Source organism: Streptomyces sp. NPDC041784, assembly GCF_055591025.1.
Genome location: NZ_JBVJAB010000011.1, coordinates 285050 through 303036, shown reverse-complemented (window position 1 = coordinate 303036; position 17987 = coordinate 285050). Strand labels below are relative to the sequence as shown.

Sequence of the window (17987 nt, the reverse complement as noted above, 5' to 3'; positions counted from 1 at the left end):
ATCAAGTTCGCAGCCAGATGACCAGGGCTGCTGCTGTCGCGGTGCCGAGGAAGACGTACCCGCGCTTGTCGTAGCGAGTGGCGACCGCACGGGACTGCTTCAAGCGGTTGATTCCAGTACGACTCCCCGGGACACGACGACCGTTCCAAGCGCTCGCTGAACAAGGAGTGGGTGGAACTCACCAACACCACCCGCCACGCGGTCAACCTCGACGGCTGGACCCTCGAGGACGAGTCCGGCAAGACGTACACCTTCGACGGCTACCGGCTGGCCGGCCGCGCCACGGTCCGCATCCACACCGGTGAGGGCCGCGACACCCGAACCGACCTGTACCCGGACCGCCGCCACTACGTGTGGAACAACGACCATGACACCGCCACCCTGAGCAACAACCGCGGCCGCGTCATCGACGAAGAATGCTGGGACAACCGCCGCCATCACGCCGGCAACCGCCACTGACCCGTTCACCAGCCTGCGGGTGAGTGCCGCGCGGCGGTCGCGGCCCACATGACACCCCAGCGGCGCGCCATCCTCTCCAGGACGGCGCGCCGCCTCGTCCTATGCGCTGACCACGCTCACTGCTGTACCTGTTCCTAGGTGAGGTACTGCCCGCGATCATCTTCGTGGCCACCTCAGGGTGCACCTGGAACCAACCGCCGCCTGGCTTCGGACTGTCGGGAGTGACCGCCGTTCGCCGGTTCAGCGAGTGGACCGAGGCCCGGGTTTGGGCCAAGCTCCACCGCCTGGTCCTGGACGAGCTCGGTGCCCGCGGCGGACTGGACTGGTCGCGATGCGCGATCGACTCCGTCAGCGTCCGAGCCCTCAAAGGGGGCAGCTGACGGGACCGAATCCGACCGACCGAGGTAAGGCCGGATCGAAAATCCACCTCATCGTCGACCGCCGCGGCCTGCCTGTGTCTCTCGGTATCTCCGCCGCGAACCTCCATGACAGCCAGGCCCTCATCCCACTGGTCCGCGGCATCCCACCCATCCGCTCACGTCGCGGCCCCCGACGCCGACGGCCGGGCAAACTGCACGGAGACAAGGGATACGACTACCGACATCTGCGGCGCTGGCTGTCCTCCCGCGGCATCCGACACCGCCTCGCTCGCAAAGGCATCGAGCCGTCCCGACGACTGGGCCGGCGCCGCTGGGTCGTCGAACGAACGGTGTCCTGGCTGTCCGGCTGCCGATGCCTCCATCGCCGCTACGAGCGAAAGCCGGAACACTTCCTCGCCTTCACCGCCATCGCCGCAACCCTCATCTGCCATCGAAGGCTCACCAACTGAAATGGCGTCTAATCCGGGGCAGCGGGATCTGGGCGACGATGGCCTCAGCAGCGCAAAGGCGTCGTGCAGCCGCCGTGACGGTGGAGGTGACGCCTCCGTTCGTCGGTGCCCATCAGGGCCTGTCGGCGGAGTCGACGCAGACGGCCTGGACGTGGAACTCCTGCGGGCCGGCGCCGGTGTTCACGGCACGGGCGCCCCAACCCACAACGCCCTCGCTGTTGAACCCAGGGCCGCTGAATTGGACGGACCACGGCTCCGGTTCATCGCCGAAGAAGCCACCTCCGGTCGCTTCCTTGCCCGCTGGGCAGGAGGCGAAGGGGCTGGCCGACTCACCGGGATTCACCGTTTCAGAGTCATGGACGATCTCGGAGCCGGTGATGCCCCCGTTGCCGTTGGAAGGCGGCGGCGGTGTCGTCGATGTCGCGGATGCGGACGGGCTGCAGCTGATGTTCTGAGTGCCATTGAACGTGTTGCCGCTCCCCACTTGGCCGGACGGGAAGCAGGCCAGCGCGACCGACGGATTACCCAGAAGCGACAGCAGCTCGCGCCACTGCACGTTCACGCGCGCCCCGAAACTCGCACGTATACCCCCTGAGTGATGTCCCGCGAGTGATCTTGAGGTGCGGTGAACATGCGTCGTGGCTGGCATGATTACGGCGCCGGAGCCGTTCCGGAGCCTGCACGCCGGGCTGAGCCCGGGCGCCTTCGGCCTCCGGCTCGCTCCGCGTGTCGTTAGGGCCTTGATTTCTGTGCGGGGTTCAGGGACTTCGGGGCCAGTGAGGGCGGCGAAGTCGGCGTGAGCCTGCTTGACGGCTTCGGGGTACGCCTCGCGTTTGGTGTGTTCGGCGAGCGCCCGGTAGATGCTGGCGACGGACGGGCTCTGTCCCTTGCGCTTGCCGGTGGGGATGATCAGGTCGGGCTGGATCTGCTCGACGGACTCGCCGCCCGCGCGGCGCCGGAGCACCGTGTGGAGCATGTCGTCGGTGATGACCGGCGGCCGGCCGCCGTGCTTGCCCTTGCGTGCTGCGGTGTCGAGCCCTTCGAGTGTGGACTCGCGGATGTTTTCCCGCTCGTTCTCCGCCATTGCGGCGAAGAACGCGAACAGCAGCTTGCCGGGGCCGGTGGGGTCGTAGACGCCGGGCAGGGGCCCGGCGAGCATCTCCAGGATGGGGCCGTGGGCGGTGAGGTGGTCGGCGAGCGCGGTGAGTTCGGCGGCGTCGCGGCCGAGGCGCTTCATCTCGTACACGGTGAAGATGACCCGGCAGTGCGGAGCGTGCGTCTTGACCTCCCGTGCGGTCCGCAGCGCCTCCTCGAACTTGGGCCGTACGCGGATGCGGGTGCTGATCTTCTCGGCGAAGATCTTGTCCCTCGGGATGCCGTGCTTGGCGAGCGCGTCGAGCTGGGAGTCGAGTTCCTGCCCGAGGGTCGAGCAGCGGGCGTAGCCGATGCGGATGTCCGCGCTCGGCAGGTCGGGGTCGATCGGCGCCGGCGGCGGGGTTCCGGGCCGCCACGGCCGGCCCGGGCCGCGGTCGGCCGGGGTCGGTACCCGCAGCGCCTTCGTCAGCCGGGGCACCAGGGTGAAGCGGCGGGTGTGGTAGGCGGAGGCGACCGCGCCGCCGCGCGAGCGGCACGGCGAGCCGGGCTGCGCGTCACACTTCGGACAGGCGTGCTGTTCGACGTCGTCGGCATCCGACCGGTCGGTTGGGGAAGGCTGCTGAAGAGCCGTCATAGGCCCGGATTTTCGCACAATGCAAGTCTCAGAAGGGGTCGGTTTCGCTTTTGAGTGAGAGCGGTTTCTGAGAGTCGATCCGGGTTCCGGAGGGTCTTCCGGCCTGTTAATTGTGAGAGGAGTTCGATGTCTCGGTGCGTGTCGGTCTCTGGTCAGGTGTCGGACGCTGTTGTTACTGCCGGTCGAGGGCGGTAGCGATCTGGTCCATGACGTGCTGCCAGTGCACCCGTTGCCGTTCGCGCTCTTCGACGCTTGCCAGGTGTTCCTGGTGGAAACGGAGCATCGTGCGGGCCCCGTCAGCGGCGAGGGTGAGGGCGACTTGCACCGTGGTGGTGCCATGGGTGACGCGAATCTTTTTCCCGCGGTGGTAGCCGCGCACCTCGCCTGCCACTCCTTCGGTCGTCCGGTAGGAGGTGCCGCGTTCGGGGGTGAGGAGCGCGCCGGGGCCGAGCCATAGGGCAAACCCTTCGGGGCTGCTGACGAAGTCCCAGACGATGGGCACGGGGTGGGGCAGCGTGCGGGAGACGCCGATCTGCCAGCCGGCGTCCTTGGTGAGTCCTGTGGGCACGGGATCATCCTTCCTCGGAGTGGCGGGCGCGCAGCGCCCTGACCTTGTGACGGTTGCCGCAGTGCTCCATGGAGCACCAGCGGCGGCGGCCGGGGCGCGAGGTGTCGACGTATACGAGGTGGCAGTCCTCGGCGGCGCAGGTGCGGATGCGGTGGGCGAAGGGGCCGGTCAGCAGCTCGACGGCATCCCGTGCGACGGTGGCCACCAGGTGCGTTCCGGTGGGGGTTCCGGCCCACCGTCGCTTCCCGGTCGGCGTGATGGCGGGTGCCAGGGGCGGGCGGGCGGCTGCCTCGTTGATGGTCTCCAGGTCGCCGGGCGGGTGGGGCTCGCCGCGGGTGTGGGCGACAACTACGCGGAACAGTGCGTCGCGGAGCCTTCGCGCGTCGGCCACCTCGGTCGGGGAGATCTCCAGTGCGGGCGTCGGGGTCAGCCGGGACCGGTCTGCCCAGGTGGCCAGGTCGGCGGGCTCGTGCAGGACCTCGTACCGGCGGTAGGGGCCGGGGCCGCCGGTGGGCAGCAGCTCCAGGCACAACGCGCCGGGGTCGAACTGGTAGGCGACGCCGGTGTGGGAATGCAGCGTCAGCCCCTTGGTTGCGGAGGATGCCATGTAACCAATATAACTGGTTACATGGCATTGAGTTGGAAGTTGGTCATCGACAGCACGAATGCACCCGTCCTCGCGGACTTCTGGGCCGCGGCCCTGGAGTACGAGGTGGAGGACCCCAGCGCACTCGTCGAGCGGCTGCTGACCGCCGGTCACATCAGCGAGGAAGCCGTCACCGAGCATCGTGGCCGCAAGGTCTTTCGTGGCTACGCCGCGATCCGCCACCCCGAGGACCCGTTCGACGAGGTCAGCGGCGTCGGCCGCGGCCGACGGCTCCTCTTCCAGGACGTGCCCGAGGGCAAGGCCGGCAAAAACCGCCTGCACGTCGACGTCCACAGCGAACCCGGCGGCCTCGGCAAGCTGGTGGCCCGGCTGGAAGACCTGGGGGCGACCCGTGTCCGCGAGGTGAACAAAGGACCGGCTGGACACTGGTGGATCATGCAGGACCCGGAGGGCAACGAGTTCTGCGTGGCGTAGGTCCAGCCCTGGTCCGCTGTGGGAGATCGACTTCCGGCACCACCGGGACACACGTCACGTCCACTGCTCAGGACGCCGACCCGACCCCACCGTGCGGCGTCTGCCACAGCGCCTCCAAGCCCGGCGCCACGCGAGAGGTGGGCACCGCGAGCGCCTGGGCGAGGTCGAGCCGATGACTCATGTCGAGCTCGAACCGGCCGTAGGGGTTTACGTGTGTCCAGAACAGCGGGGACAGAGCCCGCCGGTCGGCGTCGGTCAGCCGCTTCTGCCACTTCTCCTCACTCAGGATGTCCTGCAGGAGCAGCGTGTTGACGTGCACCAACGCTGACTGGAGCAGGTGCAGGGCGAGCATCGAGACCTCCTGGGACTCCTTGTCGGAGCCGGTCAGGTCGCCGTCCTTGCCGTAGAACAGGTCGTGGCTTGCGGAGTTCCAGTTCTCCACGACCTGGAGCCCGTCGTTGATCTCGCGCCGCAGGACCTGCTCGGCCTCAGCGGTGCCCAGGCGCAGGGCGGTGGTGTACTTCACGATCTGGTCGTACTGCTGGCGGATCAGGTCCCAGTCGATCGTCTTGGTCGACAGCACCGGCGCCAGGTTCGGCCACTTCTCGTCCTCCCCGGTCGCCGGCCGGTACAGCCGCGCCGAGCCGACGTTCTTCAGCCGGGGCAGCAGGTTGAAGCCGAGCATGTGGGCGAAGGCGAACCCGACGATGGAGGCGCCGTGCGTGTCGGTGTACTGCCGGTCGATCTCCACGTCCGTGCAGTGCCGCAGCACGCCCTCGATCACACGGCACGAACATGGGCATTCGGGCGATCGTGGCGACCGGCGAGCACGGCGAGAGCGAGGCTGCGCTGCGGCACGTGCGCCGGCACTTCATCACCGTCGACAATCTCCGGGCCGCCGTCACCAGGGCTGGTGAACGCCACCTTCGCCGCCCGCGACACCGCATGGTGGGGCGGCGGCACCGCGTGCGCGTCGGACTCGAAGAAGTTCGGGTCCTGGTCCTCGAACTTCATGACCGAGTACCACGCCCGCTACGGCGGCAACGGCGTGATGATCCACTGGCACGTCGAGCGGAAGAACGTCTGCATCTACTCCCAGCTCAAGAGCTGCTCGTCGTCCGAGGTGGCGGCGATGATCGAGGGCTTGCTGCGGCACTGCACCGACGCCGAGATCGAGTCGAACTACGTCGACACGCACGGCGCGTCGGTCGTCGGGTTCGCGTTCATCGAGCTGCTGAACTTCCGCCTGCTTCCGCGGCTGAAGAACATCGGCAGCGTCCGCCTGTACCGCCCGGACGACACGCCGCCCGGCTGGCCCGCTCTCGGCGCCTCGCTGACGAGGCCGATCCGCCGGGAGCTGATCGAGCAGCAGTACGACCAGATGGTGAAGTACGCGACTGCGCTCCGGCTCGGAACGGCGAAGGCGGAGCAGGTGCTGCGGCGCTTCACCCGGGGTGGCCCCAAGCACCCCACCTACCAGGCACTCGAAGAACTCGGCCGGGCCGTGCGCACGATCTTTGCCTGCGACTATCTGGCCAGTCCCGGCCTGCGCCGCGAGATCCACGGCGGGCTCCAGGTTGTGGAGAACTGGAACAGCGCGAACACCGTGCTCCACTAAAAGGACGGCGCCCTGACCGGCCCCGACAAGGAGCACGCCGAGACGTCGATGCTCGCCCTGCACCTGCTCCAGTCCGCGCTGGTGCACGTCAACACCCTGCTGATGCAGCAGGTCCTGGCCGAACCGGCGTGGGCATCGAAGCTGAGCGACGAGGACCGGCGCGGTCTGACCGCGCTGTTCTGGTCGAACGTCAACCCGTACGGCACGTTCCGCCTGGACATGGACAAGCGCCTCGATCTGGGGTCGGCCATCGCCGTGCCCCGCCCTCGCACACCGACGCATCAGGCCGCCCGATCAACCTCGAAGTCACGCTGAGGGACTTCCAGGGCCTGGCCGACTTGGGAACCATCGGCGAGCCACCCCCGGCTGATCGGAATGTCCGGGCGTGGCCAGGCGGCAGCCGCGTTCTGTTGCATGGCCGACGGTGTGCCTACTTGTCGGTGATGAACGGTGCGCGGCCGATCTGGCGGGAATTTCGGTGACTCACATGTGCACGACGGAGGTCGCGTCGGGGTCGGTGGCCGGTACGCCGCGCCGGTAGAGGACGGCGGTGATGATCAGACCGGCCGTGAACAAGGCGGCCGACCACCAGTACGCGGTTGAGTAGGCCTCCAGGCTGGACTGAGCGAGGACGGCGGGGTCCTTGGGGTTCTTGCCGGCCAGGTAGTCGGTGGCGGCGCTGGTGGCGAGGGTGTTGAGCAGCGCGGTGCCCAGGGAGCCGCCGACCTGCTGCATGGTGTTGACTGCGGCGGAGGCGGCGCCGGCGTCCTCGGCGCGCACGTCGGCGGTGGCCAGGGCCAGTCCCGGGGCGATGACGAGGCCGAGACCGAGTCCCGCTACGAGCAGCGGAAGCATGATGTCCGTTGGGTAGCTGCTGTGGAGGTCGAGGGCGGTCAGCCAGACCATTCCGGCGATGGAGGCGCCCATGCCCAGCGGCACGGTTGCCTTGGGGCCGATGCGGGGGATCAGCACTGTGGAGGCGAGCGAGGCGGCGACCCCGAGTCCGATGACCATAGGCAGGAAGGCCAGTCCGGTTTTGATGGGGGTGTAGCCGAGGCTCTGCTGCAGGTAGTAGGTGAGGAAGAGGAAGACTCCGTAGATGCCGACGGAGGTGATCAGGATGGTGAGGAAGGAGGCGCCGCGGTTTCGGTCGAGCAGGACCCGCAGGGGCAACAGGGGATAGGTGGAGCGGGTCTGCCACCAGGCGAACACGCCGAGCAGAACGACACCGCCGGCCAGAAAGCCCCAGGTGGGCGTGGAGTTCCAGCCATGGGTCTCGGCGTGGGAGAAGCCGTAGACCAGGGCGAACAGGCCAGCGCTGACGAGTACAACGCCGGGGATGTCGAGGGTGGCGGTCTTGTCGCGGGTGGTGCGCTGCAGCAGAAGGACACCACCGACGAAGGCGATGGCGGCGAATGCGAGGTTGACGTAGAGGGTCCAGCGCCAGTCGAGGTATTCGGTCAGCACGCCGCCGAGCAGCAGGCCGACGGCGCCGCCGGCACCGGCGATAGCGCCGAAGACGCCGAAGGCCTTGGCTCGTTCCTTGGCATTGGTGAAGGTCGTGGTCAGCAGGGACAGCGCCGCCGGGGCGAGCAGGGCGCCGAACAGGCCCTGCCCGGCACGCGCGACGACGAGCATCTCGAAGCTGGTCGAGGCGCCTCCCAAGGCGGAGGCGCCGGCGAAGCCGACCAGCCCGGCCAGGAAGGTCGCCTTGCGGCCAAAGAGATCAGCGATGCGGCCACCGAGCAGGAGCAGGCTGCCGAAGGCGAGCGCATAGGCGGTGACGACCCACTGCCGGTCGCCGTCGGAGAAGCCCAGGTCCTTCTGCGCGGAGGGGAGGGCGATGTTCACGATGGTCGCGTCTAGGACCACCATCAGCTGGGCTACGGAGATGACGCTGAGGATCCACCAACGATGGCGATGTGGTGAGTCTGCGTGCGGGTGGGTGGAAACAGTGGTCGTTCCAAGCGTGTCGTCGGAGGGTTGGGACATGACGAAACTCCAGGTGAAGTGGTGTTGGTGAGGGGAAATCCGGTGTCGAGGGCGCGGGACGGCTGCGTCTGCGCAGCTCGCCATGTGGTCCGGTCGGCGTAGGAGCCAGGAAGCCGGTCGGTTCGCCACGCTGCATGGCCCGTCCGGCCACCTGGCCGGGGCGGGCGGCCTCGCGCCCGATCAGCGACACTTTGAACAGTCAGAGAGCAGTCGGTCGGCTCACTCAGCCGGGGCTGCTCTTGCCGTGTCGCCAGTAGCCGACGAAGGAGACGTCGGTGAGCTGCTGAAGGCAGTAGGCGGCGGCGTTGGCCCGGGACAGGCGCAGTCCTCCCTTGTCGCCGACCTTGCGGACGTTGATGGAGGCGGTCTTCGGGACGTTGGACAGCAGCGGGAACCGGTGGGGCGGTGAGACGGGTGAGGGGGCGGCAGGGTCAGGTGCGCTCGGGGACGGCACAGCCGTCGGGGCCGCAGACCGGGGCGTCGCCGGCGGCGGGGGTGACCGGGTGGGTGTCGGTCCAGGCCGTGCGCAGCAGGTCGAGCAGGGTGTCGCTGTCCTGTGCGCCGGGGACGCCATAGCGGCCGTCGATGACGATGAACGGGGCGCCGCGCGCGCCCAGGCGCTGAGCCTGGCGGGCGTCGTCCTGCACCTGCTGCCGGTAGCGGCGCCGTTCGAGAACCTGGCGGCTCTGCTCGCGCTCCAGGCCGAGTTCGTCCGCGAGCTTCAGCAGGTCCTCCAGGGAGAAGACGGGCTGGGCCTTGCCGAAGTAGGCGCGGAAGATCGTTTCCCATGCCTCGCCGTTCTTGCCCTGGGCGGAGGCGTGGGCGAGGAATTCGTGGGCCAGGTCGGTGTTGCCGACATGGTTGTCCAGCACCCGGTACGGGCTCAGGCCCTCGCTGTGCGCCAGCGCCTCGATCTGCTGGGCCGCCGCCTCGGCGCCGTGCTTGCGCAGAAGAAAGTCACGGACGGAGAAGGTGCTTCCCACGGGGAAGCCGCCGAGCGGGAAGGAGTGGTGGACCACCTCCACCTCGTCGGCATGCTCGAACCGTGCCAGGGCTCGCTCCACACGGTGGCTACCCAGACCGCACCACGGGCAGGTCACCTCGGACCAAATGTCCACCTTCATCGCGCACCTCCAATTCCTACGACTTGTGCGTAACGCCATGATGGATCAGTATGGAAGCCGTTACAAAAGGCACATCCGTGTGCGTTCCGGAGAGGAATGTGCGTCATGGGGACGACCAGCGAGGTCGACATCGTCGGAGCTGCGGCGATCGGGCCGTGCGCGGCCATTCCCGCAGACCAGATGGCATTTATCCGCCAGATCCTGGACCGCATCGGCGACAAATGGAGCCTGCTGCTGATCGCCGTCCTCGAGTCCGGCCCGCTGCGCTACACCGACCTGCAGCGACAAGTCCCCGGGATCTCCCAGCGCATGCTCAGCCTCACCCTGCGCCAGCTCCAGCAGGACGGCTTGATCACCCGCACCGCCTACGCCGAAGTACCCCCGCGCGTCGAGTACACCCTCGCCCCGCTGGGCCGCAGCCTGCACGAGATCGTCACGTCCTTGATCAGCTGGGCCGCCGACCACCACGACGAAATCCGCGCCAACCGCAACCGCGCCGCAACCCTCGGATCCTGACGGGCACGGCACCCGGGAGCGGGGCATGTTTCATAGGTGGTCGCTCGTGAAACAGGTGATCACCCGGCGGTCCACCTGCGCCGATCGTGTTTCATGAGTTGCTGCAAACGACTGGACGTCTGAAACACCCTCATGAAACCGGTTCGGGATCGTGAGCGACGACTTCAAGCGTGTGGAATCGCACGACTGCCCGATGTCCACCTGCGCCGCCCCCGCGGGCTCCCCGTGCCGGACCGGCAAGGAGAAGGTGGCCATCCAGTGCCACACCGCCCGCTTCCGCCTCGCGCCCCAACTCGCCAAGGCCCGGAGCGTGCCGACTCCCGCCGTAGGCAAGCCGGGGTCGGTCTGGACCGAGCTGCCCCGGCCGGTGAGCGCCGGCGCCGAACCGGTCGGGCACGTCCGCCTCGGATACGCCCGCACCTCGACCGCCCGGCAGTCCCTCGACGCACAACTCGACTCCCTCACCGAGGCCGGAGTGACGCGCGTCTTCTCGGAGAAGATCTCCACCCGCGCCACCCGGCGCCCCGAGCTGGAGGCCGCCGTGAAGCTCGCCGGGGAGGAGCGTTTCGTGCCGCCCTGTGCCTGTGCCTGTGCCTGTGCCTGTGCCTGTGCCTGTGCCCGTGCCCGCGGCGCGGCGGCGGCCGTTGGGCACCGGCACAAGGAACCCCCTCCTGCCCCGGGCGAACCCCCTGGTGACAGGCCGGCGACGGCCCGCAGCGAGCCGGACGCACACGGGACTCGCGGAAGGTCTTCGCGGCGCTCGGCGTGCCCTCCCGCGTCGAGCCGGCACGGCTGGTCGAGCGGGACCGGCCGCCCCGGGAGCGGCCCCGGGCAGCGCGGGCGCAAGCGCTGATCAGGCCGAAGTCAAGCGTGCACACCCCTAGGGACCGACCGGACGGTATGCCATCCTTCGGGGCAGGACGAGTCGGACGGCACGCCACCGCCCCGGGGGAGGACCGCGATGCACCACGCCCTACGGCCACGGACCGTGTCCCGGCCGGCACCGGCCCCGTCGGCGGTGCCCGCGCACCGGCCGCACCCCCAGCGGGTCCGGTCCCTGATCGACGCCGACGCCCTCCAGGTCCTGCACCGGGCCGCCCGGGTCCTGCTGGCGGACCTGCCCGACCTCACGGACCGGCTGGTCGCCGCCCTCCAGGACCAGGAACCCGCCTATCGGGCGGCCGTCGCGAACGACACCGGCGCGACCTGGCAGGAGGTGCACCGCTCCCTGCGGCACAGCGTGTCCTCGCTGCTCGACCCGCGAGGCCACCGGGACGCGGCCCGCCGGTGCTCGTGGAAGATCGGTGCGACCCGCGCGGAACAGGGCCTGCCGCTGGACGCCCTGCTGCACGCGTTCCGGCTGGGCGGCTCGCTGGTGTGGCAGGGCCTGGTCGACGAGACCTCCCGTACCGCCCCGGAGGACGTGCGGCTGCTGGTGCATGTCGCCGCCGACGTGTGGAACTTCGTCGACGAGCACTGCAGCCTCGTCGCGGACGCCTACCGGCAGGTCGAACGGCAGCTCGCCTGGCGGCGCGAGAACGGGCTGCGGCTGCTGGCCGCCTCCCTGCTGGACGGCACCAGCCGTATCGCCGACCTGCCGGAGACGGCCCACGCGCTCGACCTCCCCGAACAGGGGCGGTACGCCGTCGTGGCCGTCACCGGCGGCTGCCCCTCGGACGGCGCCGTGGTCCGGGCCGCCTTCGCCCGGGGCACGCGCGTGTACTGGCACACGGGGGTGGAGGTGGACTACGGCATCGTGCTGCTCGGCGACGGCGACGGCGACGGCGTCAGCCAGGGCGTGGGCTCCGGCTCCGGCCCTGGCGGGGCCACGGTGCAGGGCGGTGAGGAGAGCGCCGGCCCGACGCCCGCGCACGCCGGTCCCCACGCCGGTCCCCACCCCGGCACCCGCACCGGCGTCAGCACGGCCGTGACCGGTCTGGCCGCCGTCGGTGACGCCCGCCGGCTCGCCGACATCGCGCTGGACATGTGCCCGCACGGCGGCGGCACGGTCCGGCTGACCGAGCATCTGCCGGCCGCGCTGGTGGTCTCCGCCCCCGAACTGGGCACCGCGCTCGTCGAGCGGGTCCTCGGCCCCCTCAGCGCTCTGGAACCGGCCGACGAGGCCGTCCTGCTCGACACCCTGGCCACCTGGCTGGCCTGCGACGGCTCCGCCCAACGGGCGGGGGAGCGGCTGTACTGCCACCGCAACACCGTCCTCAACCGGCTGCGCCGCTACGAGCAGCTGACGGGCCGTTCCCTGTCGAGGCCCACCGACCTGGTGGAGATCAGCCTCGCCCTCACGGCCCGGGGTCCGCGCACCCGCTGAGCGCGGGGCCCCGCCCACCCCCTGGGCACCCGCACAAGCCCCCCGACCCCCCGTTGGGTCCGCGCACCGACCCCGTCGTCGTGCCTGTACCGCCCCTCGTCCGCCGTGCTGTCGTGTGCTGCCCCATCCCCCGAAACGCCGTGCCGCCGGCACGGATCCGAGGAGCCGCGATGCCCGAAGCACCCCCGCAGGAGCGGCCCGCGCTGCATGTCGAGGATCTCGACGTGGCGTACGGCCGGGCCCAGTCGGCCCTGCGTTCCGTCTCCCTGACCGTCCCGCACGGCGCGGTCGTGGCGCTGCTCGGTGCCAACGGCGCCGGCAAGACCACGCTGCTGCGGGCGGTGTCGGGCACCCTGCGCCTGCACCGCGGCACCGTCACGGCCGGCCTCATCCGCTACGGCGACACGGTCCTGGACGGCCGTGACCCGGTCGCGGCGGTCCGCGCCGGTGTCGTCCAGGTCCCCGAGGGCCGCCGGGTGTTCGCCGGACTGAGCGTCGAGGAGAACCTGCGCAGCGGCGGACTCGGGCTCGGCCGGCGCGCCCCCGAGCAGGTCAGGGAGGCCCGGGACCGCGTGTACACGCTCTTCCCGGTGCTCGCCGAGCGCGGCCGTCAGGCGGCCGGTCTGCTCTCCGGCGGCGAACAGCAGATGCTGGCCATCGGCCGGGCCCTGATGGCCGCGCCCCGGCTGCTCCTCCTCGACGAGCCCTCCCTCGGCCTCGCCCCGCGCATGGTGATCCGGATCGCCGAGGTGATCCGCGAGATCAACGACCAGGGCACGGCCGTCCTGCTGGTCGAGCAGAACGCGGGCATGGCCCTGTCTCTCGCCGACCACGCCCATGTCCTGGAGGTGGGCGAGGTCCGGCTGTCCGGGGCGGCCGACGACCTCGCGCGCACGGACGAGGTACGCCGGCTCTACCTCGGCGGCACGGCCGGCGACCAGGGGGCCGCGTGAACGCCCGTACCGCCCCGGGCACCGCCACCGGGCGGCTCCCGGCACCGCCCGACGAACTGTGCTTCGAGGACGTCACCGTGCGGTTCGCGGGCCTGACCGCCCTCGGCTCCGTGTCCTTCACCGTCGCCCCGGGCTCCGTGCACGCCCTGATCGGACCCAACGGCGCCGGGAAGTCCACCTGCTTCAACGTCCTGTCGGGGCTGTACCGCCCGGAGTCCGGGAGGGTCCGGCTCGGCGGCACCGAGCTGACCGGACTCGCCCCGCACCGCATCGCCGCGCTCGGCGTGGCCCGCACCTTCCAGAACATCGTGACCACCGAGGGCACCGTCGCCGACAACCTCATGCTCGGCCGCCACGCCCTCTCCCGGGCGGGCTTCGCCGCGAGCGCCCTGCGGCTGCCCCGGGCCCTGCGCGAACAGCGCGCGCACCGCGCCCGGGCCCGCGAGATCGCCGAACTCACCGGACTGGGACCCCACTTCGACACCCCCGTCGCCCTGCTCTCGTACGGCGACCGCAAGCGCGTCGAGTTCGCCCGCGCCCTGTGCCTGGAGCCGCGTGTCCTGCTGCTCGACGAGCCCGTGGCCGGCATGAACGGCGCCGAACGCGCCCGCACGGCCGAGGTGATCGACACGGTCCGCGCGCGACTCGGCCTGTCCGTGCTGCTGGTGGAGCACGACATGGGCCTGGTGATGCGCCTCGCCGACGAGGTCACGGTCCTCGACTTCGGCCGCACCCTCGCCCACGGCACCCCGGACGAGATCCGCCACCACCCGGAGGTGCTCCGCGCCTACCTCGGCGCACCCGGCGACCGGACCGGACCGGACCGGGCCCCTGCCCCCGGAGAGGACCCCGCCCCCGCCCCCGGCCGGACCCCCGCCCCCGGAGAGGACCCCGCATGACCGCTCTCCTCGACAGTGTCCTGGCCGGCCTCGCCCTGGGCGCGGTCTATGCCCTGGTCGCGCTCGGCTTCGTCGTCGTGTTCAAGGCGTCGGGCGTGCTCAACTTCGCCCACGGCTCGCTGCTGCTGTTCGGCGGCTACCTCGTCGCCGTCCTCCACGACGACCTCGGTTTCGCCGGCGCCCTCGCCCTGGCCGTCGTCGCCACCGCGGCGCTGGCCGGCGCGCTGGACCGGCTGCTGCTCCAGCGCGGCGACCCCGACCCCCGGGCCGCCCATGTGCAGACCATCGTCACCATCGGCGTGGACATCGTCCTGCTGACCGACCTGTCCCGGCGCATCGGCGGGGACCTTCTGCCCCTCGGCGACCCCTGGGGCGACTCGGTGACCCGCCTCGGCTCCGTGACCGTCGCCGACAGCCGGCTCGCCGCCATCGCCGTCTCCGCGCTCGCCATCGGCGCCGTCTTCGCCCTGTTCCGGTTCACCTCCTGGGGCCTCGCCCTGCGGGCGGCCGCCGAGGACACGGAGGCGGCGGCCCTGATGGGCGTACGGCTGACCCGGGTGCGCACGCTCGCCTGGTGCCTGGCCGGGGCGCTCGCCGCCCTCGCGGCCGTGTTCCTCGCCGCGTTCCCCGCCCCCGGACTGGAGCGGACCACCGGCCAGATCGCCTTGAAGGCCTTCCCGGCGGCCATCCTCGGCGGTCTGGCCTCCCCGCCCGGCGCCCTCGCGGGCAGCCTGCTGATCGGCCTGACCGAGGCCCTGGCGGCGGGCTACCAGTCCGAACTGCACGTCCTGGGCGAGGGGTTCGGCGACGTGGCCCCGTACGCCGTGATGGTGGCCGTCCTGCTGGTACGGCCCACCGGTCTGTTCGGCGCGAAGGGAGTGGCCCGTGTCTGAGCGGATCCCCAAGGGCGCCGGAGCGCTCCTGACCGCCCTGCTGCTGTGCGCGCCGCCCTTCTACCTGGACGCGTTCTGGCTGCGCGTCGGCCTGTTCGCCATGGCCGCCGCCATCGGCGCCGTCGGCCTCGGCCTGCTCACCGGCACCGCCGGCCAGCTCTCCCTCGGCCACGCCTTCTTCCTCGCCGTGGGCGCCTACGGCTACACCTGGCTGGCCGGCGAACCCGGCCCCGCGCTGCCGCCCGCGCTCGCCGCGCTCCTCGCCGTCCTGCTCGCCGGAGCGGCGGGCGGACTGTTCAGCCCCGTCGCCGGACGGGTGCGCGGCATCTACCTGGGCGTCGCCACCCTCGCCCTGGTCTTCCTCGGCCACCATGTGCTGCTCACCGCGGACTCCGTCACCGGCGGCTTCAACGGCCGTTCCGTGCCCCCGCTGACCCTCGGCGGGTTCTCGTTCTCCGCCGACGGCCCCGGACTTGTCGTTCTCGGTGTGCCGTTCGGCGCCGAGGAACGCCTGTGGTACCTGGGCCTCGCCCTGCTGGCCGGCACCTGGTGGACCGCGCGCGGACTGCTGCGCGGGCGTCCCGGACGGGCCCTCGCCGCCCTGCGCGACAGCGAGACCGCGGCCGCGGTGATGGGCGTCGACATCGCCCGGTACCGCTCGGCGGCCTTCGTCGTGTCCTCGATGTACGCGGGGCTCGCCGGGGTGCTGCTCGCGCTGGCCTTCCGCCGGGTCGTCCCCGACTACTTCGGCCTTGCCCTGTCCGTCGACTACCTCGCGATGATCGTCATCGGCGGCCTCGGCTCGGTCGCGGGGGCCACCGCGGGCGCCGTCTTCGTCACCGCCCTGCCCCTGCTGATGACCCGCTACGCCGACCAACTGCCCCTGGTGGCCGCCCCTGGCACCACCGAGGGCGCGGTCGGCCCGACCGAGGCGGCCCGCTATCTCTACGGCGCGGCCATCGTCCTCGTCCTGCTGTACGCCCCCGACGGACTGCGCGGCCTGGTCCGCCGCGTCCGCGCCCGACCGCGTCCGGCGGTCCTGTCACGCACCCCCGCGACCCGTCCCTCCGCGTCCGCCGCCCGAGCCAAGGAGCCCACCCCGTGAACCGCACGCACCACAGACACCGCACCCCCTCCGCCGTCCTCGCCACCGCCCTCGCGGTCCTCCTGGCCACGGCCACCGGCTGCAGCTCCAAAGCGGACGGCACCGGCGGCTCCACCGGCGCCGACGGCGTCAAGTCCGGCCCGGGGGTGACGGAGAAGACGATCCGGCTCGGTGCCCTCACCGACCTGACCGGCCCCTACGCCACCCTCGGCAAGTCCATCGTGCAGGCCCAGCAGATGTGGGCCGACGAGACCAACGCCGACGGCGGCATCTGCGGCCGCGACGTCGAGATCGTCGTCAAGGACCACGGCTACGACGTGCAGAAGGCGGTCACCGCGTACGCCGACCTCTCCCCGGACGTGGTCGCGCTGCCCCAGGTCATCGGGTCGCCCGTCGTCGCCGCCCTCCTCGACGACATCGAACGCGACCACCTGCTGACCTTCCCGCAGGCCTGGGCGGCCTCCCTGCTGGGCAAGGAATCCGTCCAGGTCATGGGCACCACCTACGACGTCGACATGATCGCCGCCGTCGACTTTCTGACGCGGAAGCAGGGCGTGGCCGAGGGCGACACCATCGGCCATGTCTACTTCGAGGGCGACTACGGCGCCAACGCCCTGGAGGGCTCGACCTGGGCGGCCGAGCAGGCCGGGGTGAAGGTCGTCGGACAGAAGATCAAGGCCACCGACACGGACCTGTCCGCGCAGGTGTCGGCGCTGCGCAAGGCGGGCGTCAAGGCGATCCTGATCAGCGCGGGCCCGGCCCAGACGGCCTCCCTGGTCGGCGTCGCCGCCTCGCGCGGACTGCGCGTCCCCGTGGTCAGCAGCGCCCCCGGCTTCGCTCCCCAGCTCATGAAGACCCCCGCCGCACCGGCCCTCGCGGCCATGCTGCACGTGGTCAGCGCCGCGCCCGCGGTCAGCTCGGACCTGCCCGGCGTGAAGAAGATGGTGGCGGCGTACGGGAAGAAGTACCCGGACTCCCCGGTGGACTCCGGCGTGCTGTCCGGCTACAACGCCGCCCAACTCCTGGGCGGCGACTTGAAGAAGGCCTGCGCGGACGGCAGCCTGGCCCGCGAGGACGTCGTGAAGGCGCACCGGGCCACGAAGGACGCCGACACCGGTCTCGGCTCCCCGCAGGACTTCTCCGACGTCTCCCGGCCCGCCGCGCTGGCGACGTACGTGCTCAGGCCGGACGCGAAGGCGGCCGGCGGCCTGGTGGGTGTGGAGGACGCGCACGAGGCGCCCGGCGTCAGCGACTACCTGGCGAGCCGCGGTTGATCCACGGCCCACGCTCGTCCCGGATCGTGCCGTCCCGCCCGGATCGTGAGGTCCTTCCGGATCGTGAGGTGCTTCCGGATCGTGAGGTCCTTTCCGGTCGGGGCGTACACGGATCCGCCCAGTGGTCGGGGTGCGTGACACGCCGTGACATGCCGCGACACGCCGTGATGACGCACAGTGATCGGCCGTGTCGCCGACCGTACGAGCACGGATGGCGGGATCATGCCCCCGGCGGGTGACATGTCCGCCCGGCGTGCATGAAACGCCCAGGTCCGGGCACACGCTGCGCAACAACGGAAAGAGGTGCGCCTGTGATCGTTCCGGACCCGAAGGTCGCCAGGACGTTGCTGACCCGGTACGCGACGCTGAGGATCGCTCAGGCGGAGAGGGAGAGGCCGGAGATGGCCCGTGAACTCCAGGACGTGACGTACACGCTCTGCGTGCTCATGGGGACGTCCGACGTCCGGGAGGCGGTCGCCGCCGCCGACGCGCTGCTCGCGCCGGCCGGCGCGGTGACCGGCCGGGGGCTGTCCCTGGCCGTCTGAGACCGGTCCGGGGGGGGGGGGGAGGGAACGCACAGGGGCGGGGGGGGAAGGAGGGGGGTGGGGGGGGGGGGTGGGA

18 protein-coding genes and 3 pseudogenes are annotated in these 17987 nt (G+C 71.1%); 13 read left to right on the top strand and 8 right to left on the bottom strand.

All coding sequences use genetic code 11. The features are described 5' to 3' along the window. Positions 1 to 114: 114 nt before the first annotated feature. Positions 115 to 459, top strand: a pseudogene (locus ACZ6D7_RS25165) (lamin tail domain-containing protein); the annotation flags it as partial. Positions 460 to 599: 140 nt separating this feature from the next. After that, a pseudogene (locus ACZ6D7_RS25160) lies at positions 600 to 1288 on the top strand (IS5 family transposase); the annotation flags it as partial. Positions 1289 to 1400: 112 nt separating this feature from the next. On the opposite strand, the gene ACZ6D7_RS25155 reads toward ACZ6D7_RS25160, so the two are convergent. From ACZ6D7_RS25155 to ACZ6D7_RS25145, 3 genes are all read right to left on the bottom strand, one after another. Continuing rightward, positions 1401 to 3017, bottom strand: coding sequence for a recombinase family protein (locus ACZ6D7_RS25155; RefSeq protein ID WP_469494792.1), 1617 nt, complete (start codon positions 3015 to 3017; stop codon positions 1401 to 1403). A gap of 172 nt (positions 3018 to 3189) precedes the next feature. After that, positions 3190 to 3585, bottom strand: coding sequence for an SRPBCC family protein (locus ACZ6D7_RS25150; protein ID WP_469494790.1), 396 nt, complete (start codon positions 3583 to 3585; stop codon positions 3190 to 3192). A 4-nt stretch (positions 3586 to 3589) separates the two neighbouring features. Continuing rightward, the gene (locus ACZ6D7_RS25145) at positions 3590 to 4192 is read right to left on the bottom strand and encodes a CGNR zinc finger domain-containing protein (protein ID WP_469494788.1); all 603 of its coding nucleotides are present in this window, start codon (positions 4190 to 4192) and stop codon (positions 3590 to 3592) included. Positions 4193 to 4213: 21 nt separating this feature from the next. On the opposite strand from ACZ6D7_RS25145, the gene ACZ6D7_RS25140 reads away from it, so the two are divergent. After that, positions 4214 to 4666 (top strand): VOC family protein, encoded by a 453-nt coding sequence (locus ACZ6D7_RS25140; RefSeq protein WP_469494785.1) that lies wholly within the window; start codon positions 4214 to 4216, stop codon positions 4664 to 4666. Between the two features lie 67 nt (positions 4667 to 4733). Here ACZ6D7_RS25140 and ACZ6D7_RS25135 read toward each other — a convergent pair whose 3' ends face one another. After that, complete coding sequence (locus ACZ6D7_RS25135; protein ID WP_469494781.1) at positions 4734 to 5450, bottom strand: Tn3 family transposase; 717 nt, start codon at positions 5448 to 5450, stop codon at positions 4734 to 4736. After that, entirely contained in the window at positions 5447 to 5680 is a 234-nt protein-coding gene (locus tag ACZ6D7_RS25130; RefSeq protein ID WP_469494833.1) for a hypothetical protein, read from the bottom strand. Before ACZ6D7_RS25130 ends, ACZ6D7_RS25135 begins: the two co-directional genes overlap by 4 nt. Here ACZ6D7_RS25130 and ACZ6D7_RS25125 point away from each other — a divergent pair. Next, positions 5580 to 6599 (top strand): annotated as a pseudogene (locus tag ACZ6D7_RS25125) (Tn3 family transposase). The gene ACZ6D7_RS25130 and the pseudogene ACZ6D7_RS25125 overlap by 101 nt on opposite strands. 168 nt (positions 6600 to 6767) lie before the next feature. Here the strand turns inward: ACZ6D7_RS25125 and ACZ6D7_RS25120 are convergent. The 3 genes from ACZ6D7_RS25120 to ACZ6D7_RS25110 all read right to left on the bottom strand — a co-directional run bounded on the left by ACZ6D7_RS25120 (position 6768) and on the right by ACZ6D7_RS25110 (position 9400). Continuing rightward, positions 6768 to 8276 carry an MFS transporter gene (locus ACZ6D7_RS25120; protein ID WP_469494778.1) on the bottom strand — a complete coding sequence of 503 codons (1509 nt, stop codon included), beginning with the start codon at positions 8274 to 8276 and terminating at the stop codon, positions 6768 to 6770. Between the two features lie 223 nt (positions 8277 to 8499). Continuing rightward, positions 8500 to 8730 carry a hypothetical protein gene (locus ACZ6D7_RS25115; RefSeq protein WP_469494776.1) on the bottom strand — a complete coding sequence of 77 codons (231 nt, stop codon included), beginning with the start codon at positions 8728 to 8730 and terminating at the stop codon, positions 8500 to 8502. Beyond that, the gene (locus ACZ6D7_RS25110) at positions 8708 to 9400 is read right to left on the bottom strand and encodes a DsbA family oxidoreductase (RefSeq protein ID WP_469494773.1); all 693 of its coding nucleotides are present in this window, start codon (positions 9398 to 9400) and stop codon (positions 8708 to 8710) included. Before ACZ6D7_RS25110 ends, ACZ6D7_RS25115 begins: the two co-directional genes overlap by 23 nt. Before the next feature lie 105 nt (positions 9401 to 9505). Between ACZ6D7_RS25110 and ACZ6D7_RS25105 the strand changes: the two genes are divergently transcribed. The 9 genes from ACZ6D7_RS25105 to ACZ6D7_RS25065 all read left to right on the top strand — a co-directional run bounded on the left by ACZ6D7_RS25105 (position 9506) and on the right by ACZ6D7_RS25065 (position 17911). Continuing rightward, positions 9506 to 9916, top strand: a complete 411-nt coding sequence (locus ACZ6D7_RS25105; RefSeq protein ID WP_469494770.1) for a winged helix-turn-helix transcriptional regulator — start codon at positions 9506 to 9508, stop codon at positions 9914 to 9916. A 151-nt stretch (positions 9917 to 10067) separates the two neighbouring features. Beyond that, on the top strand, positions 10068 to 10769 hold the full coding sequence (locus tag ACZ6D7_RS25100; protein WP_469494767.1) for a zinc finger domain-containing protein: 702 nt from the start codon (positions 10068 to 10070) through the stop codon (positions 10767 to 10769). A 108-nt stretch (positions 10770 to 10877) separates the two neighbouring features. Next, a complete protein-coding gene (locus tag ACZ6D7_RS25095) occupies positions 10878 to 12242 on the top strand; it encodes an RsbRD N-terminal domain-containing protein (protein ID WP_469494765.1) in 1365 nt (454 codons plus the stop codon). 170 nt (positions 12243 to 12412) lie between these two features. Next, the gene (locus ACZ6D7_RS25090; RefSeq protein WP_469494763.1) at positions 12413 to 13195 is read left to right on the top strand and encodes an ABC transporter ATP-binding protein; all 783 of its coding nucleotides are present in this window, start codon (positions 12413 to 12415) and stop codon (positions 13193 to 13195) included. Beyond that, positions 13192 to 14094, top strand: coding sequence for an ABC transporter ATP-binding protein (locus ACZ6D7_RS25085; protein WP_469494760.1), 903 nt, complete (start codon positions 13192 to 13194; stop codon positions 14092 to 14094). The genes ACZ6D7_RS25090 and ACZ6D7_RS25085 overlap by 4 nt, the downstream gene beginning before the upstream one ends. After that, positions 14091 to 14987 (top strand): branched-chain amino acid ABC transporter permease, encoded by an 897-nt coding sequence (locus ACZ6D7_RS25080; RefSeq protein WP_469494757.1) that lies wholly within the window; start codon positions 14091 to 14093, stop codon positions 14985 to 14987. The genes ACZ6D7_RS25085 and ACZ6D7_RS25080 overlap by 4 nt, the downstream gene beginning before the upstream one ends. Next, positions 14980 to 16092 (top strand): branched-chain amino acid ABC transporter permease, encoded by a 1113-nt coding sequence (locus ACZ6D7_RS25075; RefSeq protein WP_469494754.1) that lies wholly within the window; start codon positions 14980 to 14982, stop codon positions 16090 to 16092. Before ACZ6D7_RS25080 ends, ACZ6D7_RS25075 begins: the two co-directional genes overlap by 8 nt. Then, positions 16089 to 17366, top strand: a complete 1278-nt coding sequence (locus ACZ6D7_RS25070; RefSeq protein ID WP_469494751.1) for an ABC transporter substrate-binding protein — start codon at positions 16089 to 16091, stop codon at positions 17364 to 17366. The genes ACZ6D7_RS25075 and ACZ6D7_RS25070 overlap by 4 nt, the downstream gene beginning before the upstream one ends. A gap of 311 nt (positions 17367 to 17677) precedes the next feature. Further along, positions 17678 to 17911 carry a DUF5133 domain-containing protein gene (locus ACZ6D7_RS25065; protein ID WP_469494748.1) on the top strand — a complete coding sequence of 78 codons (234 nt, stop codon included), beginning with the start codon at positions 17678 to 17680 and terminating at the stop codon, positions 17909 to 17911. The last annotated feature ends 76 nt before the right edge of the window (positions 17912 to 17987 follow it).

Excerpts from the sequence above, each read along its gene's own strand:
- ACZ6D7_RS25155 (WP_469494792.1), bottom strand. The coding sequence starts at position 3,017 with ATGACGGCTCTTCAGCAGCCTTCCCCAACCGACCGGTCGGATGCCGAC.
- ACZ6D7_RS25145 (WP_469494788.1), bottom strand. The coding sequence starts at position 4,192 with ATGGCATCCTCCGCAACCAAGGGGCTGACGCTGCATTCCCACACCGGC.
- ACZ6D7_RS25140 (WP_469494785.1), top strand. The coding sequence starts at position 4,214 with ATGGCATTGAGTTGGAAGTTGGTCATCGACAGCACGAATGCACCCGTC.
- ACZ6D7_RS25130 (WP_469494833.1), bottom strand. The coding sequence starts at position 5,680 with ATGAAGTTCGAGGACCAGGACCCGAACTTCTTCGAGTCCGACGCGCAC.
- ACZ6D7_RS25120 (WP_469494778.1), bottom strand. The coding sequence starts at position 8,276 with ATGTCCCAACCCTCCGACGACACGCTTGGAACGACCACTGTTTCCACC.
- ACZ6D7_RS25110 (WP_469494773.1), bottom strand. The coding sequence starts at position 9,400 with ATGAAGGTGGACATTTGGTCCGAGGTGACCTGCCCGTGGTGCGGTCTG.
- ACZ6D7_RS25105 (WP_469494770.1), top strand. The coding sequence starts at position 9,506 with ATGGGGACGACCAGCGAGGTCGACATCGTCGGAGCTGCGGCGATCGGG.
- ACZ6D7_RS25095 (WP_469494765.1), top strand. The coding sequence starts at position 10,878 with ATGCACCACGCCCTACGGCCACGGACCGTGTCCCGGCCGGCACCGGCC.
- ACZ6D7_RS25090 (WP_469494763.1), top strand. The coding sequence starts at position 12,413 with ATGCCCGAAGCACCCCCGCAGGAGCGGCCCGCGCTGCATGTCGAGGAT.
- ACZ6D7_RS25080 (WP_469494757.1), top strand. The coding sequence starts at position 14,091 with ATGACCGCTCTCCTCGACAGTGTCCTGGCCGGCCTCGCCCTGGGCGCG.